This is a genomic window from Azospirillum palustre (assembly GCF_002573965.1).
Taxonomy (GTDB): Bacteria; Pseudomonadota; Alphaproteobacteria; order Azospirillales; family Azospirillaceae; genus Azospirillum; species Azospirillum palustre.
This window is the reverse complement of record NZ_PDKW01000040.1, coordinates 487,965-510,714: the sequence shown is the minus strand read 5'-3', so window position 1 is coordinate 510,714 and position 22,750 is coordinate 487,965. Positions and strand designations below refer to the sequence as shown.

Here is a 22,750-nt window from a genome sequence, read left to right as displayed (position 1 = left end):
GCGAGCAGGCTTTGATCCGTGAATTTCCGAATGGGGAAACCCACCGCGCAAGCGGTATCCCATGCTGAATAAATAGGCATGGGAAGCGAACCCGGCGAACTGAAACATCTAAGTAGCCGGAGGAAAGGACATCAACCGAGACTCCGCTAGTAGTGATGGGAAGCGAACCCGGCGAACTGAAACATCTAAGTAGCCGGAGGAAAGGACATCAACCGAGACTCCGCTAGTAGTGGCGAGCGAACGCGGACCAGGCCAGTGATTGCTTCTACATAACCGGAACCGTCTGGAAAGTCGGGCCATAGCGGGTGATAGCCCCGTACGGATAAACCGGAAGCAATCCTCGAGTAGGGCGGGGCACGTGAAACCCTGTCTGAACATGGGGGGACCACCCTCCAAGCCTAAGTACTCCTCAGTGACCGATAGTGCACCAGTACCGTGAGGGAAAGGTGAAAAGCACCCCGACAAGGGGAGTGAAACAGTTCCTGAAACCGGATGCCTACAAGCAGTCGGAGCCTCTTCATGGGGTGACGGCGTACCTTTTGTATAATGGGTCAGCGACTTAGAGTATGCAGCGAGCTTAAGCCGGTAGGTGGAGGCGCAGCGAAAGCGAGTCTGAATAGGGCGACCGAGTTGCATGCTTTAGACCCGAAACCTGATGATCTAGCCATGGGCAGGTTGAAGGTGCGGTAACACGCACTGGAGGACCGAACTCACGCCTGTTGAAAAAGTCGGAGATGACCTGTGGCTAGGGGTGAAAGGCCAATCAAATCAGGAAATAGCTGGTTCTCCGCGAAAGCTATTTAGGTAGCGCGTCGGATATCACCTGCGGGGGTAGAGCACTGGATGGGCTAGGGGGGCGCGAGCCTTACCAAACCTAACCAAACTCCGAATACCGCAGAGTGCAGTCCGGCAGACAGACGGTGGGTGCTAAGGTCCATCGTCGAGAGGGAAACAGCCCAGACCGCCAGCTAAGGTCCCCAAATCACGGCTAAGTGGGAAAGGATGTGGGAAGGCCATGACAACCAGGAGGTTGGCTTAGAAGCAGCCATCCTTTAAAGAAAGCGTAATAGCTCACTGGTCTAGTTAAGCCGGCCTGCGCCGAAAATGTATCGGGGCTCAAGCCGTGTACCGAAGCTGCGGATGCGATCTTTGATCGCGTGGTAGCGGAGCGTTCCGTAAGCCTGCGAAGGGTGCCCGTGAGGTCGCCTGGAGGTATCGGAAGTGAGAATGCTGACATGAGTAGCGACAAACAGTGTGAGAAACACTGTCGCCGAAAGTCCAAGGGTTCCTGCGCAAGGTTAATCCACGCAGGGTGAGCCGGCCCCTAAGGCGAGGCCGAAAGGCGTAGTCGATGGGAACCACGTTAATATTCGTGGGCCTGGCGGAGGTGACGGATTGGAAAGCGTGTACGATCTTATCGGATTGATCGTGCTGTGGACCGGTTCCAGGAAATAGCCCCGCCATATAGACCGTACCCCAAACCGACACAGGTGGACTGGTAGAGTATACCCAGGCGCTTGAGAGAATGGTGTTGAAGGAACTCGGCAAATTGCCCTCGTAACTTCGGAAGAAGAGGGCCCCGTTTGTGCGCAAGCGCAGGCGGGGGGCACAGACCAGGGGGTAGCGACTGTTTACTAAAAACACAGGGCTCTGCGAAGCCACACAAGGCGACGTATAGGGTCTGACGCCTGCCCGGTGCCGGAAGGTTAAGAGGAGGAGTGCAAGCTCTGAATTGAAGCCCCGGTAAACGGCGGCCGTAACTATAACGGTCCTAAGGTAGCGAAATTCCTTGTCGGGTAAGTTCCGACCTGCACGAATGGCGTAACGACTTCCCCGCTGTCTCCAACACCAACTCAGCGAAATTGAACTCTCCGTGAAGATGCGGAGTTCCCGCGGTCAGACGGAAAGACCCCGTGCACCTTTACTACAGCTTTGCAGTGGTGCTAGGGACTTCATGTGTAGGATAGGTGGGAGGCTTGGAAACATGGGCGCCAGCTCGTGTGGAGCCAACCTTGAAATACCACCCTTGAAGTCTCTGGCATCTAACCGTGGCCCGTTATCCGGGTCCGGGACCCTGCATGGCGGGTAGTTTGACTGGGGCGGTCGCCTCCCAAAGTGTAACGGAGGCGCGCGATGGTGGGCTCAGAGCGGTCGGAAATCGCTCGACGAGTGCAATGGCATAAGCCCGCCTGACTGCAAGACTGACAAGTCGAGCAGAGACGAAAGTCGGCCATAGTGATCCGGTGGCTCCACGTGGACGGGCCATCGCTCAACGGATAAAAGGTACGCCGGGGATAACAGGCTGATGACTCCCAAGAGTCCATATCGACGGAGTCGTTTGGCACCTCGATGTCGGCTCATCACATCCTGGGGCTGGAGCAGGTCCCAAGGGTTCGGCTGTTCGCCGATTAAAGTGGTACGTGAGCTGGGTTTAGAACGTCGTGAGACAGTTCGGTCCCTATCTGCCGTGGGTGTCGGAGTTTTGCGAGGATCTGTCCCTAGTACGAGAGGACCGGGATGGACATACCTCTGGTGCACCGGTTGTCACGCCAGTGGCATGGCCGGGTAGCTAAGTATGGACGGGATAACCGCTGAAAGCATCTAAGCGGGAAACCCACCTCTAAACCAGAGCTCCCTTGAGAGCCGTGACAGACCATCACGTCGATAGGAGGCATGTGGACGGGCAGCAATGCTTGAAGCTAAGCCTTACTAATCGCTCGATCGGCTTGATCTCCGCGGGGTGGAGCAGCCCGGTAGCTCGTCAGGCTCATAACCTGAAGGCCGCAGGTTCAAATCCTGCCCCCGCAACCACCGATACTTGACGCCCCGGTTCGAAAGAGCCGGGGCGTTCGTGTGTCTGGGCCTTGCCCATCCGGGCGGCGCCCTCACGTCCTGCCAGGACGCCGGCCAGTTCGCCATGCAGATCGGCGTCCAAACCCGCCCCGGCAGGGGAGGGCGTCAGGACGACACGGTCGATCATAATCCGCACCATCTCCATCGCCTCGGCGCTGTCGTCGCCGCCAGCGAGGGCTGCCTCCAGCGCTTCCACCTTGCGGCGGTAGAGGTCCGGCAACTGGGGGTGTAGCAGGATCAATGGCAGGTCAGCATCGGACTCCTCGGCCGCGGCGAGCAGCCGGGCCTTGTCCGCCTCCAGGGCGGTCAGGCGCTCCTTCATCGACTCGTGGTACAGCCCGTCTTCGATCGCCTTGAGGATACCGGCGATCTTGCGTTCGACCGCCGCCAACTCGCGCTCGCGCGTGCGGCGGTTGGCTTCGCGGTAGGCCGTTGCCGCTTCGACGCTGGCACGGAAGCTGTCGACGAACTCCTGGATCAGCTCGGGTGCCAGCAGGCGCTCCTTGAGCCCGGTGAGGACCCGCTGCTCAATGTCGAAGCGGGTGATGGTGCGGTCGTTGGGGCAGGTGCCCTTGCTGCGGTGGGCGGCGCAGCCATAGCGGTCCTTGGCCATGATGGCGTAGGTGCCGCCGCAGCACCCGCAGGTCAGCAGCCCCGACAGCAGGAACTTGCGGCGGTGCGCCCGGTTCAGCGCGTTGCCCTGGTCATCGCGACCGATGTCGAAGCTGATCGATGCCTGCCGGGCCTTCACCCGCTCCCACAGTGCCGCGTCGACGATACGCATCGCCATAAAGGATGGACAGGAACTTACCCGCTACGAACCCACCGGCAACATGGGGGAGGGCAGGGTGTTTGCGCCAGAACAACCTATCGGCTGATGGACGACCGCATGATCTATGTGTCCGAAACAGGCGCACCCTCCATGCCGTGACTTGTGGAAAAGGCGGCTTTGCATGCAGGTTGATCCATCGGGCAGCGCTCTGACCGCCCGGTTAACCGCATTCACCTGCCGATCGAGCCAGGGTGGAGCGTGTTGCTGTCAATCTGGTCGATCGCCCGGCGGTGGAGCACCAGGGTGTGTGTGGCTGTGATGTTCAAGACCTCTGAGGCTTTCCCCGTCGCGCACGGGTATCACGACCGTGCTTCCGTGACGGACACCGCGCTCGGCGATCACCCGCTCGGCCATGCGGCGCACCGCCGCCTCCTCTCCCTTCAGCACCGCCACTTCCATACAGCTTCCATGGTCCAGGTGGACATGAAGTGTGGTCAGCGTCAGTTCATGATGCTCATGGAAGGTGTTGGTCAGCCGCTTCGACAATTCTCTTGCCGCATGGTCATAGACATACACCAGCGCGGCCACGCAGGCGCCCGTCTCCCCCTCCGCCGCGGTGGCCTCCGCCAGTCCGTTGCGGGCGAGGTCGCGGATTGCCTCCGACCGTCCTTGATAGCCTCGCCGCTCGACCAGCCGGTCGATGCCTGCCAGCAGATCGTCGTCCAATGTGATCGTAACCCGTTGCATGTCGCCTCCCCCGTATCGGCCGGGACAAGATGCCGCTGCGATAAAAGTATGATGAATCATGATAGACATCATACTGCGCCGGCCGTATCGTCCCTGCCGTGACCATAGGACCGGACGCTTCCACCGTCCATCCGCAACCGGCGGGTGGGCGAGGGCGCACCATGCCGCGAACGTGGCCGGGCACCGTGGCGGGCCGAACGGAAGGGATGATGTGATGGCGCAATGGCGGAAAAGACTGGCCGCGACGGTGACGGCCAGCTTTTTTCTGGCGGCGGCGATGGCCGGAGGACAAGCGGCGGCGGCCAGTTCGCAAGGCACGCTGACCTACTCCTGGAGCGCCAATGTCGGGCCGCTCGACCCACACCGTTATTCGCCCAACCAGATGTTCGCGCAGGCCATGGTCTACGAGCCGCTGGTGCATTACCGCGAGGGCGGCACCATCGAGCCGTGGCTGGCCACCGCCTGGACGATCTCGCCGGACGGCCGTACCTACGACTTCACCCTGCGCGAGGGCGCTGTCTTCTCCGACGGCACGCCGTTCGACGCTGCGGCGGTAAAGGCCAACTTCGACGCGGTTCTGTCGCAACGGTCCAGGCATGACTGGCTTGAACTGATCGGGCAAATCCAATCGGTCGAGATGCTGGACAGCCGGAGGATCCGTCTGAGCCTGAAAGATCCCTATTATCCGACGTTGCTGGAGTTGGCGTTGATCCGCCCGGTGCGCTTCGCCTCCCCGTCGGTGCTCACCCCCGAAGGCGTCCGCTCCCCGGTCGGCACCGGCCCGTGGATGCTGACCGAGACGAAGAGGGGCGAATACGACGTCTTCACCCGCAACCCGTCCTACTGGGGGCCGAAGCCGGCCTATGAGCGCATCGTCGTCAAAGTGATTCCCGATCCGACATCCCGCGCCGTGGCCTTCGAGACCGGTGAGATCGACCTGATCTACGGCGGCACCGGGCAGATTTCCGCAGACAGCTTCACCCGCTTCAAGGCCCGCGGCACCGGTCAAACCGCCGTATCGGCGCCGCTGGCCACCCGGACGATGGCGATCAACAGCGGCCGCGCCCCGACCAGCGAGCTGGCGGTGCGCCGGGCCGTCAACCATGCGGTGAACAAAGACGCGATCGTCGCCAAGCTGCTCTACGGGCTGGAGCCGCGGGCGGACATGCTGTTCGCCGCGAACTTCCCCTACACCAACCTCGGGCTTGTACCCTACGCCTTCGATCCGGCACGGGCCGCCAAGCTGCTCGACGAGGCCGGTTGGACCGTGCCGGCCGGCGGGACCGTGCGCATGCGCGACGGCCAGCCGCTGCGGGTGGAGCTGTGCTTCATCGGCAACGACGCGCGGGAGAAGGCGCTTGCGGAAGCGATCCAGGCCAATCTGAGGGCGGTCGGTTTCGACGCCGTCCTGATCGGCGAGGAGGAGAATGCCGTCCAGGCCCGGCAGAAGGACGGCCGCTTCGGCCTGATCTTCGGCGATACCTGGGGTGCTCCTTACGACCCGCATTCCTTCGTAAGCTCGATGCGGGTGCCGGCCCACGCCGATTACCAGGCGCAGCGCGGCCTGCCGATGAAGGCGGAGATCGACGCCAAGATCAGTGCCGTGCTGGTGACGACGGACGAGACGGCGCGGCAAACGCTCTACCGCGATATCCTGACCATACTGCACGAGCAGGCGGTCTATCTGCCGCTGTCATACCTGACCGCGATGTCGGTCAGCCGCGGCGTGGACGGGGTGGGTTTCGGCGCCAGCGTCTACGAGATCCCGTTCGGCGCCATGCGTCCGGCACCGTGACGAGGGAGACCGGAGGATGCTGCGCTTCATCGTCGGCCGTCTGCTGACCCTGCCGCCGCTGCTGCTGGCGGTGTCGGTCGGCGTGTTCCTGCTGCTGCGGCTGGGGCGCGGCGACCCGGCGCTGGATTACCTGCGCCTGTCCAACATCCCGCCGACCGATGCGGCCGTCGCCGCGGCCCACCAATTGCTCGGGCTGGACCGTCCGCTGGCGGAACAGTACCTGTCCTGGCTGTGGCAGGCGCTCCATCTCGATTTCGGGCTGTCCTACGTCACCCGCCGGCCGGTGCTGGACGATTTGCTCTATTACCTGCCGGCCACCTTGCAGCTGGGGGCCGCCGCGCTGGTCGTCACGCTGGCGGTGAGCCTGCCGCTCGGCATCTGGGCGGCGCGGCACCGCGACCGTCTGCCCGACCATCTGGTTCGGGCGCTCGCCTTCGTCGGCGTGTCGATCCCGAATTTCTGGCTGGGCTTCCTGCTGGTGCTGTTGTTCGCGGTGACGCTGAACTGGCTGCCGCCGCTCGGCCGCGGCGGCTTGAGCCACTTGGTGATGCCGGTGGTCGCCGTCGCCTTGATGTCGCTGTGCATCAACGCCCGGCTGCTGCGCGCCAGCATGCTGGAGACGGCGGGGCAGCGCCACGTCCTCTATGCCCGGCTGCGCGGCCTGCCGGAGCGGCGGATCGTCCAGAACCATATCCTGCGCAACGCCTTGCTGCCCATCGTCACCGCGACCGGGATGCATATAGGCGAGCTGCTGGGCGGCACGCTGGTGATCGAGAATATCTTCGGCTGGCCGGGGGTCGGGCGCTATGCCGTCTCCGCCATCTACAACCGCGATTATCCGGTGTTGCAGTGCTTCACCCTGCTGATGACGGTGATTTTCGTGCTGTGCAATCTGCTTGTCGACGTGCTGTACGCGTGGCTCGATCCGCGCATCCGGGTGTTGCGGGAGGTCGGCCGATGAGCGTGCTTGTCCAAGAGGACGGCCTTTCGGTCGCCCGCCGCCGGCTTCGCCCTCGCCGCACGACGCTGGCCGGGCTGACGCTGGTCGGCGTCATCGCCCTGGCTGCCCTGGCCGCTCCCCTGCTTCCCTGGGATCCGGAAGCGGTCGACCTGCTGGCCCGGCTGGAGGGGCCGAGTGCGGCCCATTGGCTCGGCACCGATCATCTCGGACGCGACCTGCTGGCCCGGCTGCTGCACGGCGCCTCGGTGTCGCTGGGGGCGGTCGCCGTCATCATCGCCCTGATCCTGACATTGGGCATCGGCATCGGTGGGCTGTCCGGCTTTCTCGGCGGACGGACGGACCGGATCGTCATGCGATTCTGCGACGGCTTCCTGACCGTGCCGACCTTCGTGCTTGCCATGTTCATGGTCGGCGTCCTCGGCACCGGCCTGACCAACGTGGTGCTGGCGATCGCACTGTCCCACTGGGCCTGGTACGCCCGCATCGTCCGCGGCATGGTGCTCTCGCTGCGCGAGCGCGACTTCGTCGCCGCCGCCATCGTCTCCGGCGCGTCACGACCGCGCGTGTTCGCGGAGCATATCCTGCCGGGCGTTCTGGCGCAGCTCGTGGTGCTGGCGACGCTCGACATCGGGCACATGATCCTTCATGTCGCCGGCCTCTCCTTCCTCGGGCTGGGGGTGACGCCGCCGACGCCGGAGTGGGGGGTGATGATCAACGATGCGCGCGAATTCATCTGGACCCAGCCCATGCTGATGCTGTGGCCGGGGCTGATGATCCTGCTGACGGTGATGGGATTCAACCTGCTGGGCGACGGCCTGCGCGACCGGCTCGACCCGACGCTGGCGGGAGACGATCATTGACCGCACACCGTCTGAGCGTTGAGGGACTGCGGTTGTCCGCCCGCCGCGACGGCCGTCCGGTGGAACTGGTGCGCGGCATCGACCTCGCCGTGGAGCGCGGGCGCGTCACCGCGCTGGTCGGCGCCAGCGGGTCGGGCAAGTCCCTGACCTGCCTGGGGATGCAGGGATTGACGCCGCCCGGGGTAGAGCGGCTTGGTGGCCGCGTCCGCCTCGACGGCGAGGCGGTCGAACCGGCGACGCTGCCCGGCCGGATGGTGGCGACGGTGATGCAGAACCCGCGCAGCGCCTTCAATCCGGTTCTGACCATGCGCGCCCATGCCCGCGAGACGCTGGCGGTGCGCGGCGATGCCGGCGCGTTGGAACGGCTTCTGCCGGAGGTTCTGGCGGAGGTCGGTCTGCCGGAGCCCGAGCGCATCGCCCGGCTCTACCCGTTCGAGATGAGCGGCGGCATGCTTCAGCGCATGATGATCGCCCTGGCGCTGCTGGCCGGGGCGCCCTTCCTGCTGGCCGACGAGCCGACGACCGACCTCGACCCGCTGGTCCAGGCCCATATCTTGTCCCTGATCGGGCGTCTGGTCGCCACGCGGGGCCTGGGGGTGCTGATCGTCACCCACGACATGGGTGTGGTTGCCCGGCTCGCCGACGACGTGGCGGTGATGGAAGCCGGCCATATCGTCGAGACGGCTCCGGTGGCCGCGCTGTTCGCGGCGCCGCGTTCCGATGCCGCCCGCGCCCTGCTCGGTGCCCACCGGGCGCTCTATCCGGAGGTGTTCGCGTGACGATCCTGCTGGCCGCCGAGGCGGTGGAGAAACGGTATGGCGGGCAAGGCGTCTTCGGTGCCGGCCCGGCCAGGACGGTGTTGCGCGGCGTCAGCCTGTCGGTGAGGGAAGGGGAGAGCGTAGCGCTGCTTGGCGCCAGTGGGTCGGGTAAAAGCACACTGGCCAGACTGATGCTCGGCCTCGAACGGCCGGACGGCGGCACGGTACGCTGTCTCGGCCGGCCGATCGATGGATTGGACACCGCCGGCCGCCGCACCTTCCGCCGGACGGTGCAGGCGGTGTTCCAGGATCCGCTGGGCGCCGTCAACCCGCGCCATCGGATCGGCCGGATCATTGCCGAACCGCTGCGCCATCTGACCGGCCTCGACGCGCAGGAACGGGCTGCCCGTGTGGCGGAGCTGCTGCGGCTGGTCGGGCTGGCACCGGAGGACGCCGACCGGCTGCCGGGGAGCCTGAGCGGCGGTCAGGTCCAGCGTGTCTGCATCGCCCGCGCGCTCGCCCCGCAACCCCGGCTGATCCTGCTGGACGAGGCGGTATCGAATCTCGATCTCGTGCTGCAACTCCAGATCCTGGATCTGCTGGCCGGGCTGCGCGAACGGCTCGGCACCGCCTTCCTGTTCATCACCCACGACGTCCGGCTGGTCCGTCGGTTCTGTGACCGAGTGGCGGTGCTGCATGACGGGGAACTGGTGGAAGACCGGCCGGTCGCCGCCCCGTTCACCTTCGACCATCCGGCGGCGCGGGCGCTCTTGGACGCCATGTTGCCCGCGGCTCCGTCACCGGCGTTGCGGAACCGGTCAGCGGAGTCACGGATCGCACCCTGATCGGGACTCCCACGGCGTCGCGAAGATTAGGAACGGCTCGGCGCCATTGACAGGCGTACGGCCAGCCTCTATCACCACAGGCATTGTCGGCGGTTCTCCCAGGCGCAAGCCGGGAGATTAAAAGGGAACGACGGAAGCGACAGGCGTCCAAGCCTGATGCGAGCCGTGGCTGTCCCCGCAACTGTGAGCGGCGAGTCGGCGCCAAAAAGCCACTGATCGGAGATCCTTTGATCCCGGTCGGGAAGGCGGTGCCGGATGACGACCCGCGAGCCAGGAGACCTGCCTCCGACAGCGTCACTCTGCCTTCGATCGGGGTGTGTCGAAGGTGCGGAAACCCGTCGTGGTGACGCGTCCATTGGCGTTGCCGCGGCCGGAGTCCGGGACGGTTCATCCTCCCTGAAGCATGTCGCAGCTGAATGGTTCTCCAGACGCGGGGCCTCGCGTCGTGGCGTCCGTTCGGCAACGCCCGTTCAACGGCTCCGGTTTCCGGGGCCGGCATGGATGTGTGGCCCCGGACGGGCGGCTTTGCGGCCGCACCGCTTGTCCGAACACGCCCCCATGCCTGCAGCAGGACGTGGCAGAGCATGCAGACAAGCCGTTCCATCAAGTATTTCCAACTTCGGTTCGCCCTGGCCGGTTTGGGGGCCGGTCTCGGGGTTGCAGCAGACGCGGTCGCAGCATCGGCGGACAACCTTCAACTCACCCCTCTGGAGGTCACGGCACCGAAGGGCGTGGCGGTGCCGCAGGAGCAGGCGACCACCGCCTCCAGCGTGATCGGCGGCGAGGAGATCGAGCGTCAGCAGATCCGCCGTCTCGATGATGCCTTGCTGCTGGTTCCCGGCCTCAGCCTGTCGGGACGGCAGGCGCCGGGCGGCGCCCAGACCGTGCGTCTGCGCGGACTGGGGCCGCGCAACACCCGCTTCTTCATCGACGGCGTCGAGATGAGCGACACCAGCCAGTCGCAGTCGCAATATCCGGCCGGCGAGATGGACACTACCGACATCGAGCGCATCGAGGTCCTGCGCGGGCCGCAGCCCGGCCGCTTCGGGCCGGATGCCGGCGGTGGCGTGGTCAACATCGTCACCCGCCGTCCGGCCGGTCCACTCGGCGGACAGGTCGGTGCCGAGTACGGCAGTTTCGACACCAAGCGGGCGAACGCCTCGGTGTCCGGGGCGCAGGACAGGGTGGATTACCGCGCCTCCCTGTCCGGAACCCACTCCGGTGGCTATTCGGACTTCAGCCGCTGGCGTGGCGGTCAGGAGAAGGACCCGTTCCGGCAATGGGCCGCCGCCGGCCGGGTCGGCGTCCAGGCGACCGAGGAGCTGCGCCTGGAGGCGACGGCGCGCTACCAGCGCAAGAGCCTGACCTATGATCCCGCCACCCGCGACAACGACTGGTCGCGCGACGAGACCGAGCGGTTCCTGCGGCTGGGCGGATCGCTCGACAGCCTGGGCGGCAGGCTGGTCCACAGCTTCGGTGTCGCCAACACCACCAACACCCGGCAGTACTGGGGGGAGGGGACCAGGGGTGACACCTACGACGGCCACAAGACCCGTCTCGACTATGCGGCGAATGCCAAGCTGTCCGACCGTGTGACGCTGGGCTACGGCGCCGATGCGACCCGTGAGAGCATGGAACAGCACACGCCGGGCTTCGCGCCGCTTGCGCCGGACATGCGGTCGCACAACTGGCGCGGCGGGGGCTTCGCCACCGTCGGCGTGACCCCGGTGGCGCCGCTCGATCTGTCGGCGACGATCCGCGGCGACCGCCACAGCGACTATGGCGGGACGGGAACCTGGAGGCTCGGTGCCGCCTACCGGATCGAGCAGACCGGAACCACGTTGCGGTCCAGCTACGGCACGGCTTGGCAGCCGCCGTCGCTCTACGAACGGTTCGATCCCTGCTATGGACGGGTCGACCTGCGGCCCGAACGCAGCCGCGGCTGGGACGCCGGCGTCGAGCAATCGCTGCTGGACGGGCAACTGACCGCCGGGGCGACCTATTTCCAGGCCAGCACCCGCGACCAGATCAACTGGCTCTACGGTCCGGCGGCCAGCCCGGCCTGTTCGGGCGGTGGCTATGTCAACGTCGATCGCACCAAGGCGCAGGGGGTGGAACTGGAACTGGCCGCTCGCCCGACCGCGACCACCGACCTGCGCGCCGCCTACTCCTGGCAGAGCGTGGTCAACGCCAACACAGGGCAGCGCCTGCGCAACCTGCCGCTTCATCAGGGCAGCGCGTCGGTCGGCTGGCGCTTCCTGCCGGCGGCCTACGCCAATCTCGGCCTGCGCTATCGCGACATGATCGAGAATTACGGCACCGGCGGCGCCTTCCTCACCGCTGATCTCCGGCTGTCCTACGAGCTGACCGATGCGGTGACGCTGCATGGCCGCGTCGAGAACCTGTTCAACCGCCGCTACGAGGAAGTCTACGGCCACGCCGCGGAGAGCCGCTCGGCTTATGCCGGCCTGTCCGCACGCTTCTGACCCAGCCCTTCCCAGGAGGTTCGTTCCATGAGCACTGCGTCTTCCGTGGCCTCGCAAATCGTCGAGGAACCCGGCATGGGCCGGGTCGAGATCTTCACGCTGCCCACCGATCAGGATCTGCTGCTGGCCCTGCTGAAGGATGCCTTCGAGGTCTGGTGGCGGGACATCGTGTTCGGCTCGCTGGTCCAGGGCGCCGTCTTCGAGATCCGCGCTCCCAACGCCCCGCGCAAGGTGTCGCTGTTCGACGGATACCTGACCGTCGATTTTGGGGCGTGGCATTTCCATGTCTGCATCGGTTCCCACCGGGGCACGCCGCGCAACCCGGTCGATCCGGAGCTTGCCCGCATCCGTCGGACCGCACGGGCCGAGATGTACCGTGTCCTGGGGGCCGACGGCGCACCGCGGAGCTGGGGCCTGCGGCTGTTCAACGGCCAGGGCGACCAGCAGATGACGCTGTTCTTTCCCAACCCCTTCCTCGACGAAAACGACCGCATCCTGAAGGAGCCGGACTGGAGCCGCCTGTCGATGTGGGACCGGTTCCGTGAACGCTATCTCGGGCTGATGCCCGATCCGCTCGACCGCAGCGGGAGGGGGTTCCGGTGCGCCGGCTGACCCTCCGCCTGACAGCGGCCTGCGTTCTGGCCGCGGCCGTCCCGATGGGGAGGGCCGATGCCGCCGGTCCGCGGGCGGCATCGGCCACCGTGTGCGGCGACCAGTATCTTCTGGCGCTTGCCGATCCCGGCCAGATCGCCGCTCTGTCGCCGCAGGCCGGCGACCCCTGGCTGTCGCTCCTGGCCGGCGAGGCGGCCCGTCACCGGCAGGTCCGGCCGAGTGCCGAGACCTACCTGTCGCTCGGCGTCGGGGTGGTTCTCGCCAATGCCTGGAGCGACCACAAGACCGTGGAGCTGCTGGAACGGTTCGGCGTGCGGGTGGTGCGCATCCCGCTGGTCGAGCGGTTCGAGGACATCGAGACGGTGACGGCCACAATCGCCGAGGCTCTGGGACACCCCGAACGTGGCGCGGTCCTGAACGACGCGGTCCGCCGGCGGCTGGCCGCGCTGCGGGCGGAGAATGCCGGTGCCGGCCGACCAGCGCTCTACCTGCGTCCCGGCGGTGGCAGTGCCGCTGCCGGGACCTTCGTCGACGCGGTGATGACGGCAACCGGTCTCACCAACCAGGCGACCGCCGACGGGCGGTCGGGCTGGACCGGCTACGACCTGGAACGTTTCGTCCTCAACCCGCCCGAGATGCTGGTGACCAGCTTCTTCGAAAGTCCCGACCGGTCGGTGCGGCGCGCCTTCGGAGAGCATCCCGCCTTCCTCCGCCGGGCGGCGATCACCCCGACCGTGGCGGTGCCCGGCAAGACCTGGGTGTGCAGCGGCTGGTTCCTTGTCGAGGCGGCCGAGGCCCTGGCCGGCGGGCTGCGTCGGCTCCCACCGTCCTCTTCAACCAACCGGGGGCCTTGATCGATGCGCACTCTGCCTCTGCTGTCCAGCCTGGCCGCCGCCCTGCTGGTGGTCTCCGTGGCCGGTCTCGCCATCGGCTACGCGCCACTTCCGCCGACCGGCGTGATCGCCGGCGTCTTCGGCAACGGGGATCCCCTGACGGTCGCCGTCGTCCGGGAAATCCGTCTGCCGCGGCTTCTGCTCGGGATCGAGGTTGGGGCGGCGCTGGGCATCGCCGGCGCGGCGCTCCAGGGATTGCTGCGCAACCCGCTGGCCGAGCCGGGACTGATCGGCGTATCGGCGAGCGCCGGGCTGGGCGCGGTCATCGCCTTCTATTTCGGCTTCGCGGCGCTGTCGCCCTATGCGCTCCCCGCCATGGCGATGGCCGGCGCCCTGGTGGCGACCGGCATCGTGCTGGCGGTCGCCGCCCGTGACGGCGGCAGCCTGACCCTGATCCTGGCCGGGATCGCTCTGTCCAGTCTTGCCATTGCGCTCACCTCTCTGGCGATGAACCTCGCGCCCAATCCCTATGCGGTCACCGAGATGCTGCTGTGGCTGATGGGATCGCTGAAGGACCGGACGCCGGCCGATGCGCTGACCGCCTTTCCCTTCATCCTGGCCGGCGGCGGCCTGCTGCTCGCCACCGGCCGCGGGCTGGATGCGCTGACCCTCGGCGAGGATGCCGCCCGCAGCATGGGGGTCGATCTAAATAGGCTGCGGCTGGCCGTCGTCGGCGGCAGCGCCGCGGCGGTCGGGGCGTCGGTGGCGGTGGCGGGGTCCATCGGCTTCGTCGGTCTGGTGGTGCCGCATCTGCTGCGTCCCCTGGTCGGGCATGAACCCGGCCGCCTGCTGCTGCCGAGCGCGCTGGGCGGGGCGGTGCTGGTGACGCTGGCCGATCTGGTGTCCCGCCTGATCCCCACCGCGCAGGAGGTGATGCTGGGCGTCCTCACCTCGCTGGTCGGCGCGCCCTTCTTCCTCTTCCTCATCCTGCGCGTTCGCCGGGAGGCATGGTGACGATGCTGTCCGCTTCCGCAATCACCTTGCGCCTGGGCGGGCGGCCGATCCTGGACGGTGCCGGCTTTACCGCCCGGCGCGGTGCCGTCACCGGCCTGATCGGACCGAACGGCGTCGGCAAGTCCACCCTGCTCCGGGCGGTCGCCGGCCTGCTGCCCCATGGCGGCGACGTCCGCTTCGAGGGGCAGCCGCTGCCTGCCGAGAGCAGGGCGCGGGCGCGCCTGCTCGGCTATCTGCCGCAAGGCCATCACGTCCATTGGCCGCTGAGCGTCCGCCGCACGGTGGCGCTTGGGCGGTTGCCACATCTTGGTTCGCTCGGCCGGCCAGGACGAACGGACGAGGACGCGGTCGAGCGGGTCATGGCGGCGACCGGCATCGCCGGGCTTGCGGCACGGACGGTGCCAACCCTGTCGGGCGGCGAGCGGGCGCGCGTGATGCTGGGGAGGGTCCTGGCGACGGACGCCCCGGTCCTGCTCGCCGACGAGCCGACGGCGGCCCTCGATCCCGGCCACCAGCTCCGCATCATGGCGCTGCTGCGGGCCGAAGCGGTCGAGCGGCATCGTGCCGTCGTCGTCGTGCTCCACGACCTGTCGCTGGCCGCCCGCTGCTGCGACGACCTCGTCCTGCTGATGCCGGATCGTCGCGTGATCGCGGGGGACGTGGCGGCCGTTCTGACGCCCGGCCTGCTGCACGAGGCCTATGGCGTGTCCTTCGCGGTGACGCGGGCCGACGGCATCCCGGTGGTGCTCCCCCAATGCGCAACCACAGCGCCCAACATGATCCAATTCGGAGACTGACCAGCCATGACCATCGACGTGATCGTCTGTGAAACCTGCCGCCAGCCCGACACCGGACAAGAGGCGGGTCCGGAGGCCGGGTGGACTGGAGCGATGTTCGCGGCCCTGCTTGAGGGGGTTCTCGCATCCGCCGGCGCCGAAGATGTCCGCGTCGGCACCATGCGCTGCCTGATGAGCTGCCGCCGCCCTTGCGCCGTCCACATCCGCTCGCCGGGGCGCATGGGGTATGTTCTCGGCGACCTGACGCCCGAGCGGTCGGCCGTCGAGGCGCTCGTCGGCTATCTGCTGGCCTATGGTGCGACCTACAACGGTGTCGTCGCGTATCGGGATTGGCCGGACGGTGTCAAAGGCCGCTTCGTCGCACGGATTCCCGCCCCGGACATGCAACCTTTGGGAAAATGACGCTTATCCTCGGTGTGGCACTTCGGCTATTGTGCCGCACTTGCAACGGACGGATCCACGGACCGGCATGAGCGCGACCCAGGACAGACTGCGACCCGTGCGACGGGCCGGCCTTGCGGCCGGTGCGATTGCGCTGCTGTTGCAGATCGTCGCCTGGGCGTGGATGCCGGCCATGATCGCATCCGCCAACGCGGCCGAGAGCGGCGGGATCGTCATCTGCACCCCGGATGGCTTCAAGACCGTGGCGCTGGACGATCACGGTGCGGCGGGCAATCCGGCCCGGTTCGAACCGATCAAGTCCAAATCGGTCGAGTCCGACACAGGCAAGAGCGATCCGACGATGTCCGGCGGCTCCTGCCCACTCTGTCCATTGGTCGGCGGGCTGGCGATGCCGCCGCCGGATCTGCGGATGGCGCAGGCGTCGGTCGGGCGCCACAGTCCGGAATCTTTGCCCGGCGACGTGATCGCCGCCGGTTGGTTCCTGTCCACCCTCCAGGCCCGCGCGCCACCGGTCTAAGGCCGGAATTTCCGGATCGCCGCGCGAGACTGTCGCGCCGCGATCCGCCCCTGCCGACATTGGAACACCGGCCGGACAGTTGGAGCAGCGCCGCCGAGCCGTGCGCGACTGCCGGGTCACGTCTTGGTCAAGTCGCGGACTGGATTGGGTTGGGCGGCTGCGGGTCGATGGCGGTGTCCAGACCCTGTTCGACCGGCGTTACCCCCTGCCTCCCGGCGGCGCCGATGATGCCGATTTCCGGTCAGGGGAAGCCGGGGCACGGTCGGCGCACTGCCGGGGGCAGGGCGGGCCGTCATCGCCGGCATGACGGTCAAGTTCCCAGACCGGGCGTCTGTCGCACCGCACCTTATTCTTCCGAAGGTCCGCTCCATGCACGAGCAATGGCTGATCGCCACCCAACGTCTTGCCGTGGAGGCAGCGCCTGTTCTGGCCACCCGGACAGAGGCGGCGCGGTGGTCCTTGCCGCTTTCGTTCGCCTTGCATGCCGGGATGATCGGGCTCGTGACCGGCCTCCATGCACCGCCGGAGCCCCCGCCGTCGGTGGTGTCGGTGGAGCTTTCCTTTGTCGCGGTTGCGGCGGAACCGGCATCACCATCGGAACCGGTCGCGGATTCGACTGTGGGAGCGGACACCGGCGCACACTCCGAACCGGCTCCGGAACCGGCGGCGGAGCCGGAGCAGCCATCGGATACCCGGAGCACCGAGCCGGAGATGCCGCCCGATGTCGCGAGGCCGCCGGTCGCCGAGCCGCAGGCCGAGAAGTCGCCGGCTGAGGAGCCGCCAATTGACGAATCGCCTGTCACGGAAGTTTCCATGCCGGTCCCGTCGGAGCCGACGAAAGTGGAAACGCCACCGCCCGCTCAACCACCCGTTCTCGCCCGCCGGCCACCGCATAGCCCCCTGCGCCGCACCCCATCTCCCACCAGGCCGACGCCGGCTGCGGTCCCCCCGGCGGACAGGGCCGGAGCAACGAAGGAACAGACGGCACCGGCTCCCGCAGTACCGGCGGTCCAGGCGGCCGCACCGGCGCCGCCATCCTCGGACGCGCCCCCGAAATCCGACAGGGAGGCCGCCGATTATTTCGGCGCGATTCAGGCAAGGCTGGCCCGTCACAAGGTTTATCCACCAGCCGCGCGCCAGAGGCGTCAGGAGGGCATCGTGCTGGTCCGCTTCACCATCGTCGCCGACGGCACCATCACGGGCTGGGCGGTCGTCGAAGGCTCCGGACACGGCATCCTCGACCAGGCTGCGGAGGAGATGATCCGGCGCGCATCTCCGCTTCCTCCTATCCCTGTGGAGATGGGCCGCACCCGCATCGACATCACGCTTCCCGTTCGCTTCGCGTTGCAATGACAAGCCTGTTCCATGCCGGCCCAGTTCCCTCGGCGGCTGGGCGCTCTCTATTCGGAGATGCCATGACATACCTGCACGCACCGGCCGCCGGCACGCTTGCACGGGGAACGGCGGCCGTATCCGGTCTCTCCCGGGCGGCGTGGCGATTCACCCGCGCGGTCCTGTTCGTTCTGGCGACCGTCCTGTCCGCCGCGGCGGTGGGCGGGGAGGCAGCCGCTCATGCCTTTCTGACGGATACCGAACCGGCGGACAGCAGCCGTCTGGAGTCCGCGCCGTCCGAGATCCGGTTGACCTTCAACGAACCGGTCACGCCGATCCTTGTGCAGCTGCTCGATGCGGCAGGCCGCCCGGTCGCCGGGGAAAAGCCGGTGACGGGGCCGGGCGGCAGCGTCCGGCTTGCGCTGCCGACTCCCGTTCCAACCGGCCTCTACACCGTCAGCTACCGCGTGACGTCGGCGGACGGACATCCGGCGGCCGGCACGCTGCTGTTCGGTGTCGGGGTCACACCGCCGGCCGAGGAGGTGGCCGACAGGGCGGAGGCAGGACCGGCGGGGGCGCCGGCGCCGGCCCTTGCCGCGGTCGCGGTGCGGGCGCTGCATTTTGGCGCTTTGCTCGCTGCGACCGGCGGCGGCCTGTTCCTGGTGCTCGTCTCGGGGCGCTGGTCGCCGTTGAACCGGCGGCTGCGGCCAGGGCTGGGGCTGATCCTGTTGACGGCAGGACTGTCGGCTGTCCTGCTCGTCGTTCTGAACGGCATCGTTCTGAACGGCTCGGCGCCGGACACGCTCCTGTCTCCGGCCATCTGGGCGCAGGGATGGACGACGGGATGGACCAGCTCGGCCGGCGTCAGCGCGGCAGTGGCGCTGCTCGCCCTGCTGGCCGTCGCGGTCGGGCTGGCCCTGGAGGCGGATCACGCTGCCGGTCCCGCCCTGCTCCTGTCCGGCGCGATGATCGGTGCCGTGTCGCTGGCGCTTACCGGTCACGCCGCGACGGCGCCGCCGCGGTGGCTGAGCGCTCCGCTGGTGGCGCTGCACGGGCTGATGGCGGCGTTCTGGGTCGGCTCCCTCTGGCCGCTGGCCGTCGCATTGCGGACCGAACCGGCCGGTGAGGCAGCGCGCCTGATCCAGCGGTTTTCCCGGCTGGCGCTCGGGGCCGTGGCACTCCTCGTCGCTGCCGGTGCGCTGCTGAGCGTCCTGCAGATCGGCCTCCTGCAGATCGAACAGCCGGCGGCGGTGCTGGCGACGGGTTATGGCTGGCTCTGGCTGGCAAAGATGGCGGCCGTCGGCATCCTGCTTGCGTTGGCCGCCTGCAACCGGTTCTGGCTGACGCCGGCTCTCGGCATTGCAGGCGGCAGGGGAGCGGTGGCGTTGCGGCGGACGATTCGGGCCGAAGCGGCCGTCGTCATCGCCGTGCTTGTCGTCACCGCCGCCTTCGCGTTGACGCCGCCGCCGCGCGCCGTCACCGCTCCGGCGGGACCGGCGACCGAGGCCATGGCGGACGTCGTGCCGGCTCGCGATGCCGGATACGCGACATCCATTGGCCGGGGTGACCTCGTCGCCCTGATCGAGGTGATACCGGCCCGTCCCGGCCCCAACCGGGTGACCGTGCGCCTGTCCCGTTCCGACGGCCGCCCGGTCGATCCGGCCGGCGCCGACCTGCAATGGAGCCTGCCGGCTGCGGGTTTGGCGCCGGTCCGCCGTTCTCTGACGGCTTCGGCGGCCGGCGTGTTCGGTGCCGGCGATGTCGACCTGCCGATGGCTGGGCGCTGGTCGTTGCTGCTGGAGGTCCGGGGTGGGGAGACCGGGCCTGCGACATTCCGGACGGACGTGCCCGTCCTACCCGAAGACCAATCGAAGGAGGTCAAGCCGTGACGCCGAACAAGATCGGACGCGGGTTCTTTTGGAGTCTTGGCGCGCTGGCCATCGTTGCGCTGGCCGGACTGGTCGGCTGGCAGATCCAGCGAGTCGGCAGCGGCCACGGGGTCGCGGCGGAAGCGCTGACCAAGCTCGGCGGTCCCTGGACGCTGACCGATCAGACCGGCCAACCGCGTACCGACCGGAGCTTCCCCGGCAAACTGCAGGTGATGTTCTTCGGCTACCGTTATTGCCCGGACATCTGTCCGACCGAACTCCAGGCCATCGCCGAGACACTCGACCTGCTGGGCGCCGACGCGTCGCAGATCCAGCCGCTGTTCATCAGCATCGATCCGCAACGCGACACGCCCGCCGCGCTTGCCGAATACACCGCCCTGTTCGATTCCCGCATCCTCGGCCTGACCGGAACCCCCGATCAGGTCACGGCGATGGCGGCGGCGTTCCGCGTCTATCATGCGCGGATCGAAGCGAAGGACGGCGGGGCGGACGACTATCTGATGGATCACTCGGCCTTCGTCTACCTGACGGACCGCACCGGCGCCGTTGCCGGTGTCGTGCCGCCGGGCACCAAGCCGGCGGAACTCGCCGGCATCATCCGTACCCGACTGAAATCCTGACCCTCGTTAGAAGGACACGACGATCATGCGTATTCCGACACTCGCGGCCCTGATGATGTTCGCCGCCGGCACTGCGCTGGCCCATGGCTACAAGGCCGGTTCCGTGGAGATCGAACACCCCTGGGCCCGCGCCACCGCGCCGTCCGCCCAGAACGGGGCCGCCTATCTGGTTCTGAACGGAACGGGCAAGGAGAGCGACCGGCTGGTGTCCGCCGCCACCCCGGTCGCGGAGAAGGCGGAACTGCACACGCACCTGATGGACAATGGCGTCATGAAGATGCGCCCGGTCGATGCCATCGAGGTGACGCCCGGGTCCCCGACGGCGCTTCAGCCCGGCGGTCTGCACATCATGCTGCTCGGTCTGAAGCAGCCGCTGGTCAAGGGAAAGGCCTTCCCGCTGACCCTGACCTTCGAGAAGGCCGGTCCGGTCACCGTCCAGGTCGACGTTCAAGGCGCCGGGGCTGCGGCACCGGCACATGAAGGCATGGGGGATACCCACAAGTCCCACTGAGACTGGGCAGGGGCGCCGGCCGGCTGTCGGCCGGCGCCTCCCCTTTCGGGGTGGCGGTCACTCCGTCGTCGCGTTTCCGGTTCCATCTCCGCGGGCGCAGGATTGCAGCATGGTCCTTGCCGAGGGGAGGTGGCCTGTTGCAGTGGAGTGTCGTATCCGTTGCCGTCATGTTTCTGGCGCTGTCGGTCCTTCCGTCCGGCGGAAGTGCGGCTGCGTCCGATCCTTCCAGCTTCCTGTTCGTCGTATCGCCTTCTGCTTCCGACATCGCGGTGATCGACAGCGGAACCGATGCGGTCGTTTCGCGCATCCGCCTGTCCGCCTTGCCTGGGCCCGTCGCCGCCCTCGATCGTGGCGCGAAGCTGCTCGTCGCCAGCGGCACCGGACATCGCTTGACCGTGTTCGATACCGTGACCGGTACCGTCGTGGCCGAGTATCCAACCACGGTTTCCCCAACTCTCCTTGAAATGGCGCCGGACGGCCGGACCGTGGCAGTGGCCGATCCGGCGGCGGGCGCTGTGGAACTGGTCCGGCCCGGCGCCTCGGCCATGGTCGTCGAGGGCCTTTCCGGTCTTGGGGCGATGTCTTTCGAGGCGGGAGGGCGGCTGATGGTCGCCCACGGCAGTTCGGTCGCGCTGATCGACGGCAGGACCGGGCGGTCGGGACCAGGCCTGGGCATCATGGAATCCGATGGTCCGGTCACCCACCTCGCCGCAACACCCGGTGGCGATCTCGCCATCGTCGTTCAGGGCGAGCGCGGCGTGCTGTCGCTGTTCGACCTGCGGACGCTGACCAGGACCGTGCGGCTCGTCCTGCCGGCGCCGCTCGGGCGGCCTTTTCCGAGCCCGGACAACCAGTTCGTTCTGATTCCCGTCGATGAGGGGCGGGCCTTGTCGGTCCTGTCGACCTGGACCTACCGGGAAAGCGGGCGCTTGCCTTTGACGGCGCCGGTCAGCGGCTTCGGACTGGGCGTTCTGCAAAGCGTCTTCGTCGGCCTGAGCGCGGTGTCGCGGTCGATCCAGACCGTCGATCTCCGGGACCGTCGCAATCTCGCCGTTCTCGACCTGCCGGGAATGCCCAAGGCCGGAGCCCCTTCGGCGGACGGAACCAAATTCTATGTAGCACTCGACGATGGCGGGCGGATCGCGGTCGTGGATCTGCTGCGACCGTCTGTTATCCGGATCGTCGAGACGGACATCGGCGGACCGGTCGCCGTCGTTCCTGCACTTGACAGCGGCTTCTGCCATTGACGGGCGGAAACCACACGGGGACCGGCGGTTCGCGCGGCACCACCGGTTTGAACCGTGTATCGGCTGCAAAACGGTTGATAGACCTCGCCATACCCACAATGGACATGGTATTACTCCGCAACGGACGATAGCGATTTGACGACGGCGATTTTGGCAGGCCCCGCGACGTGAAGCCGGACATGGCGACAACCCCGGACAGGATGCGGCGAATTGCACGGCACGGCCTGTTGGCTGCGGCCGTCGCACTGATCGTGCAGTTGTTCGCCTGGGCGTGGATGCCGGCATGGAGTGCGCCCGGCGGTGGGAACTCCACCCAGTTTGCGGCCATCTGCACACCGGACGGTGTGAAGGTCGTGGCGCTGGACGATGACGGCCTGGTCGCGGAGCTTCAGCCGTCTGCGTTGCCGACGGAAAAAGCGCCTGCAAGCAAGGCCGAAGGCCAGTGTCCGCTGTGTCCGTTGATCGGCGGATTGGGGGTGCTTCCCGTGCAGGCGGTCGTCATGCCGTCGGATGTCGAGCGTCATGGCCCGACTGCGTTGCCGGGAAACCAGATCGCAACCGGCTGGTTCCTCGCCACCCTCCAGGCCAGGGCTCCCCCGTCGCTGGGGTAAGGCGCCCCTTGCGGCCGCCCGGTTGCCGGAACGATCCGGCCGGGCCGGCCTGACAGCGAACGCACAGAGCCTGTCCATCGCCGAACCGTCCGGAACCGCCCCGGCCGCTCGAACGCCTTTGGCGCGAGCGGATCTTTTGGGCGTGACCGGCCGACCGGGCAGACGGCTCGAAGCCCGCTCGCGGGGTGCATCGGTGACGTAATCGCGACGTGACGCCGCCGGGTTCCACCGCCTGTGGACCGGCGATCCATGCCGCTTTTCCAATAAACCGCCAGTCTTCAAGGATCG

The 22,750-nt window shown here is 67.4% G+C and carries 21 protein-coding genes, 1 tRNA gene, 1 rRNA gene, 1 pseudogene and 1 riboswitch; of the genes and pseudogenes, 22 read left to right on the top strand and 2 right to left on the bottom strand.

Translation table 11 applies throughout. From position 1 onward, the window contains the following. The 3 genes from CRT60_RS12165 (at position 1) to CRT60_RS37000 (ending at position 3,085) form a co-directional block, all read left to right on the top strand. Positions 1-2,734: ribosomal RNA gene (locus CRT60_RS12165) — 23S ribosomal RNA — on the top strand. Continuing rightward, positions 2,735-2,811: transfer RNA gene (locus tag CRT60_RS12160), tRNA-Met, on the top strand. 40 nt (positions 2,812-2,851) lie between these two features. Continuing rightward, positions 2,852-3,085, top strand: coding sequence for a hypothetical protein (locus CRT60_RS37000; protein ID WP_244592442.1), 234 nt, complete (start codon positions 2,852-2,854; stop codon positions 3,083-3,085). A gap of 285 nt (positions 3,086-3,370) precedes the next feature. Here CRT60_RS37000 and CRT60_RS37780 read toward each other — a convergent pair. After that, positions 3,371-3,637 (bottom strand): annotated as a pseudogene (locus CRT60_RS37780) (recombinase zinc beta ribbon domain-containing protein); the annotation flags it as partial. Between CRT60_RS37780 and CRT60_RS36680 the strand changes: the two are divergent. Beyond that, positions 3,570-3,731 (top strand): hypothetical protein, encoded by a 162-nt coding sequence (locus CRT60_RS36680; protein WP_204561840.1) that lies wholly within the window; start codon positions 3,570-3,572, stop codon positions 3,729-3,731. The pseudogene CRT60_RS37780 and the gene CRT60_RS36680 sit on opposite strands and share 68 nt — an antisense overlap. Positions 3,732-3,892: 161 nt before the next feature. Here CRT60_RS36680 and nikR read toward each other — a convergent pair whose 3' ends face one another. Continuing rightward, a complete protein-coding gene (gene nikR / locus CRT60_RS12150; protein ID WP_098736668.1) occupies positions 3,893-4,372 on the bottom strand; it encodes a nickel-responsive transcriptional regulator NikR in 480 nt (159 codons plus the stop codon). Between the two features lie 214 nt (positions 4,373-4,586). On the opposite strand from nikR, the gene nikA reads away from it, so the two are divergent. From nikA to CRT60_RS12060, 18 genes are all read left to right on the top strand, one after another. Further along, positions 4,587-6,167: a nickel ABC transporter substrate-binding protein gene (gene nikA, locus CRT60_RS12145; protein ID WP_244592441.1), complete on the top strand. Its 1,581-nt coding sequence runs from the start codon at positions 4,587-4,589 to the stop codon at positions 6,165-6,167. Positions 6,168-6,183: 16 nt separating this feature from the next. Next, complete coding sequence (gene nikB / locus CRT60_RS12140) at positions 6,184-7,128, top strand: nickel ABC transporter permease subunit NikB (protein WP_098736666.1); 945 nt, start codon at positions 6,184-6,186, stop codon at positions 7,126-7,128. Beyond that, the gene (nikC, locus tag CRT60_RS12135; protein WP_098736665.1) at positions 7,125-7,988 is read left to right on the top strand and encodes a nickel ABC transporter permease subunit NikC; all 864 of its coding nucleotides are present in this window, start codon (positions 7,125-7,127) and stop codon (positions 7,986-7,988) included. Before nikB ends, nikC begins: the two co-directional genes overlap by 4 nt. Next, complete coding sequence (locus tag CRT60_RS12130) at positions 7,985-8,767, top strand: ATP-binding cassette domain-containing protein (protein ID WP_425290405.1); 783 nt, start codon at positions 7,985-7,987, stop codon at positions 8,765-8,767. Before nikC ends, CRT60_RS12130 begins: the two co-directional genes overlap by 4 nt. Then, on the top strand, positions 8,764-9,591 hold the full coding sequence (nikE, locus tag CRT60_RS12125; protein WP_098736664.1) for a nickel import ATP-binding protein NikE: 828 nt from the start codon (positions 8,764-8,766) through the stop codon (positions 9,589-9,591). Before CRT60_RS12130 ends, nikE begins: the two co-directional genes overlap by 4 nt. 73 nt (positions 9,592-9,664) lie before the next feature. After that, a riboswitch (cobalamin riboswitch) is annotated at positions 9,665-9,892 on the top strand. 283 nt (positions 9,893-10,175) lie between these two features. Beyond that, positions 10,176-12,077, top strand: a complete 1,902-nt coding sequence (locus CRT60_RS12120; protein WP_244592440.1) for a TonB-dependent receptor plug domain-containing protein — start codon at positions 10,176-10,178, stop codon at positions 12,075-12,077. Between the two features lie 27 nt (positions 12,078-12,104). Further along, complete coding sequence (locus tag CRT60_RS12115; protein ID WP_098736662.1) at positions 12,105-12,689, top strand: DUF7676 family protein; 585 nt, start codon at positions 12,105-12,107, stop codon at positions 12,687-12,689. Then, entirely contained in the window at positions 12,677-13,543 is an 867-nt protein-coding gene (locus CRT60_RS12110) for an ABC transporter substrate-binding protein (protein WP_098736661.1), read from the top strand. The genes CRT60_RS12115 and CRT60_RS12110 overlap by 13 nt, the downstream gene beginning before the upstream one ends. A 3-nt stretch (positions 13,544-13,546) precedes the next feature. Then, a complete protein-coding gene (locus tag CRT60_RS12105; RefSeq protein WP_098736660.1) occupies positions 13,547-14,536 on the top strand; it encodes a FecCD family ABC transporter permease in 990 nt (329 codons plus the stop codon). 2 nt (positions 14,537-14,538) lie between these two features. Then, positions 14,539-15,333 (top strand): ABC transporter ATP-binding protein, encoded by a 795-nt coding sequence (locus tag CRT60_RS12100; protein WP_244592439.1) that lies wholly within the window; start codon positions 14,539-14,541, stop codon positions 15,331-15,333. A 6-nt stretch (positions 15,334-15,339) separates the two neighbouring features. Further along, positions 15,340-15,735, top strand: a complete 396-nt coding sequence (locus CRT60_RS12095; protein WP_098736658.1) for a DUF1636 domain-containing protein — start codon at positions 15,340-15,342, stop codon at positions 15,733-15,735. Positions 15,736-15,802: 67 nt separating this feature from the next. Next, the gene (locus tag CRT60_RS12090; protein WP_098736657.1) at positions 15,803-16,252 is read left to right on the top strand and encodes a DUF2946 family protein; all 450 of its coding nucleotides are present in this window, start codon (positions 15,803-15,805) and stop codon (positions 16,250-16,252) included. A 369-nt stretch (positions 16,253-16,621) separates the two neighbouring features. Further along, a complete protein-coding gene (locus CRT60_RS12085; protein ID WP_098736656.1) occupies positions 16,622-17,605 on the top strand; it encodes an energy transducer TonB in 984 nt (327 codons plus the stop codon). Between the two features lie 62 nt (positions 17,606-17,667). Continuing rightward, a complete protein-coding gene (locus CRT60_RS12080; protein ID WP_161958028.1) occupies positions 17,668-19,473 on the top strand; it encodes a copper resistance CopC/CopD family protein in 1,806 nt (601 codons plus the stop codon). Next, a complete protein-coding gene (locus CRT60_RS12075) occupies positions 19,470-20,093 on the top strand; it encodes an SCO family protein (RefSeq protein ID WP_098736654.1) in 624 nt (207 codons plus the stop codon). The genes CRT60_RS12080 and CRT60_RS12075 overlap by 4 nt, the downstream gene beginning before the upstream one ends. Positions 20,094-20,118: 25 nt before the next feature. Then, positions 20,119-20,604, top strand: coding sequence for a copper chaperone PCu(A)C (locus CRT60_RS12070; protein WP_098736653.1), 486 nt, complete (start codon positions 20,119-20,121; stop codon positions 20,602-20,604). A gap of 137 nt (positions 20,605-20,741) precedes the next feature. Then, positions 20,742-21,851, top strand: a complete 1,110-nt coding sequence (locus tag CRT60_RS12065) for a YncE family protein (RefSeq protein WP_161958027.1) — start codon at positions 20,742-20,744, stop codon at positions 21,849-21,851. 179 nt (positions 21,852-22,030) lie between these two features. After that, on the top strand, positions 22,031-22,462 hold the full coding sequence (locus CRT60_RS12060) for a DUF2946 family protein (RefSeq protein WP_098736651.1): 432 nt from the start codon (positions 22,031-22,033) through the stop codon (positions 22,460-22,462). The last annotated feature ends 288 nt before the right edge of the window (positions 22,463-22,750 follow it).